Origin of the sequence: Terriglobus sp. YAF25 (assembly GCF_052113305.1) — a bacterium.
Classification (GTDB): Bacteria; Acidobacteriota; Terriglobia; order Terriglobales; family Acidobacteriaceae; genus Terriglobus.
In genome coordinates, this window is the sequence record NZ_JBFRCY010000508.1 from 1 (window position 1) to 3,466 (window position 3,466).

A 3,466-nucleotide genomic window follows, 5' to 3' on the forward strand; every position below is an offset into this window, starting at 1 on the left:
CTCTTCGACCATGCACCGTCAATCGGGCATGATAGTGATAGTCCATCCGTTCCTCCGGAAACTTCTATTTGCTCGTCACAAACAGAATCTCCAGATACAAACGGATGGACAACAACCTCTTGAAACATCACAGGTGCCCCACCCATCGCGATGCGATGGATTTGGCACCCAGAATTTGGGTTATTCCGAAATCAACTTGCACGATTTTTCCAGAAGTGCATAATAGACAACTAAGCAGTACAACGGAGCAGGCGTTTTGAAGACCTATCTTCACAACAACGCGATGAGTGCAGGCCGGAACGCGATGTTCGCGGCGACAGCGCGCGTTCTCTCTGTTGCGGCCACGCTCTGTGGTTGTTGCCGCTCACGATAGCTTTCCTGATCAATCCGAGTATGAGTGTGTGCGGGCATTGCTTCGTACTTTCTACCGTTGATCATCCTCTGACAATCTGAAGCGATTTGTTGCGGAACTTGTATTCCGCAGTGTCGCGTCGTCTTCCGGTGTTGTGTGCGTCTTGTCGCGTGCAGCCCAGGAAAGGTCTTGGACCATGAAGGTCGTGGAGTTGGCACGTCTGCGTCTGCCTGTTGTGGTGTCGTTGTTGTCGGCTGCGTTATTCGCCGTAAGTGTTGGAGCGTGGAGCGCTCGCGGCCAGATTGCTGTAAAGCGTCAGGGATATATTCCTTACACGGATGCGCCGATCCGCTACCTGCAGGATGAACTGCACGATCCCGTGGCCGAGCTCGAGAACAAGCTTGAAGCGGGAACGGTGAAACTGACGTATGACGATCGTCTGGGCTATCTGCCCTCGGTGCTGAAGGCGCTGCACATTCCCGAGGACTCGCAGACGCTGGTTTTCTCCAAGACCAGCTTCCAGTACAAGAAGATCTCGCCCGAACATCCGCGTGCGCTCTATTTCAACGACGACGTGTATGTCGGCTTTGTGCACGAAGGCAAGGCTCTGGAGATCGTCTCGTTCGATCCGAACCAGGGGGCTGCCTTCTATCTGCTCGATGCCAACAAGGCCGAGCATCCGAAGTTTGAGCGTGCCGAGCTGGACTGCACGCAGTGCCATATCGCGCCTGGCACACGCAATGTTCCCGGTGTGTTGGTGCGTTCGATCTATCCCTCACCGACAGGCACGTTGGCGAACTCGACGGAGTCGTTTGTCACCGGTCAGGAGACGCCGATCGCGAAGCGCTGGGGTGGATGGTATGTCACCGGCTCAGCCGGCAGCGAACGAACGATGGGTAACTCCATCATGCCTGCGGGATATGGCATTGCCAATGGACCGCGCGGCGATCCCGATCAAAGCCTGCAGCCGCTGGAACAGAAATTTCTCAATGCGGATTACCTGAATCCGCAGAGCGACATTGTGGCGCATCTGGTGCTGGCGCATCAGACGCAGATGCACAACCTCATCACACTGACGAACTACAAGACTCGCATCGCTTTCTTCGAGCACGCGAAGAAGAACAACGGCGTCGAAGGTCCGCTCACGCCTGAAGAGCGCACTACGTTTGAGAAGCCCGCGGAAGAGCTGGTGGGGTATCTGCTGTTTGCCAACGAAGCTCCTCTACCCGGGGCCGTGGCAGGAAACAACAGCTTTGCGCGGACCTTTGCCGCGGCAGGATTGCGCGATCGCAAAGGGCGATCTCTGCGCGACTTCGATCTGAAGAGGCGGATCTTCCGCTATCCCGTTAGCTATCTCATCTACTCAGACCAGTTTGATCAGTTGCCACAGGAGGCGAAGACCTATGTCTATCACCGCCTCTATGAGGTGCTGAGCGGAGCAGACCAAACGCCCGCATTCCAGAAGATCTCCGCGGCCGATCGCACAGCCGCGTACCAGATTCTGCTCGCGACCAAGCCACATCTACCGGAGGAGTGGCGACAGTCGGCTGCTGCAGCAGCACGGGCAGAAAGGCTATCCCGCCGAAGGGCGGGATAGCCAAATACATAGCAACCGCCCGTATCGCTGCAGTTCACCGACAACCTTTCGCAACAGAACTTCCTTCGCAACTGAAATTCAGGAGAAGCCTGTCATGACAATTCGCAATCGCACCATCGCATTTGCTGCCGTGGTCCTCAGCAGCTCGGCCGTCTTCGCACAAAACTCACTCGCAGGGCGCTGGGACGCGGCCTTCACTCTCAATGGAACGGAGATTCCGTTTCGTCTTGACATCTCCGAAGACGGCCAGCAGATCAAAGGCACACTCTTCAACGGAGACAAAGAGACCGAGAGCACAACCAGCGCGAAGCGCAATAACAATGAGGTCGTACTCGACTTCGAGCATTACCTGACGACGATTTCGGCGAACGCCGACGGGGAAACGCTCACAGGCAAACTGCGTGGACGCTTTGAACGCGAGAAGTACATCGCCGATTATCCCTTCCATGCAACCCGCCATATCGATGCCACGGCAGCAGCATCTGCGCAGGCGCCAAACATCGCGGGTAACTGGGAGATTCCGCATGAGACCGCGAAGGGTGAGAAAGCATGGCGCTTGATCGTGAAGCAGAACGGCGCGGAAGCACAAGCGTCGATTCTGCGTATCGATGGCGACACCGGGGCGTTGACCGGAACTTATAAGAACGGAAGCTGGCTGCTGAGCCACTTCGATGGAGCTCGTCCTCTGCTGGTGCGGGTAACACCAAAAGAGGACGGTACGCTGGAGGTGAAGACCGAAGGCGCCTATACTCCGACGGAAGCGCTGACTGCGTATCGCCCCGAGGTGGCGCGCAGCAAGGGCTTCGCGGAGCCTGAGAACTACAGCAAGCACACCACAGTACGGGATGCGAATGAGCGGTTCAGCTTCAAGTTCCCGGATGTAAACGGCAAGCTGGTCTCCAGCGACGATGCCCGCTTCAAGAACAAAGTGGTTCTCGCAATCGTGACTGGAACCTGGTGCCCGAACTGCCATGACGAGGCGCGTTACCTGGTCGAACTCGACAAGAAGTATCGCGATAAGGGACTGGAGATCGTTGCCCTGAACTTCGAAGAGCCAGAGCAGCAGGACTCGCTCGCTCGCGAGAAGGCATTCATCAACCACTATGGCGTGAAGTACACCTATCTGCTCGCCGGCGCCCCGGCAGAGATGTGGGAGAAGGTGCCTCAAGCGGTGAATCTGAACACCTGGCCAGCGACGTTGTTTGTAGGTAAGGATGGCCGCGTGCGGCTGGTTCACTCGGGCTTCGCCTCGCCTTCGAGCGGAGCCTTCAACGATCAGCTCAAACAGGAATTCACTGCGGAGATAGAAGCGCTCCTMGCAGAGAAGGACGTCAAGAACCTCGCGGACAACGGGACTGCACCGTTGACTTCGCACACGACGGCGTCGACAAACCATAACGCTTCTTACTAAACCCCTCACGCCGGCAGCGGAGGCCGCGACACCTCTGCTGCCGATTTTTATGAGGAATTGAATGATTGAAGGATGGAATTAGAAAGGCACCGACGCTCCGCTGGTC

Annotated in this window: 2 protein-coding genes; both read left to right on the plus strand. The window is 56.7% G+C overall.

The annotated features are described in order from the left end of the window. Positions 1–548: 548 nt before the first annotated feature. Complete coding sequence (locus AB4043_RS18990; RefSeq protein WP_442302172.1) at positions 549–1,949, plus strand: hypothetical protein; 1,401 nt, start codon at positions 549–551, stop codon at positions 1,947–1,949. 94 nt (positions 1,950–2,043) lie between these two features. Then, the gene (locus AB4043_RS18995; RefSeq protein ID WP_442302173.1) at positions 2,044–3,360 is read left to right on the plus strand and encodes a peroxiredoxin family protein; all 1,317 of its coding nucleotides are present in this window, start codon (positions 2,044–2,046) and stop codon (positions 3,358–3,360) included. Positions 3,361–3,466 lie beyond the last annotated feature (106 nt).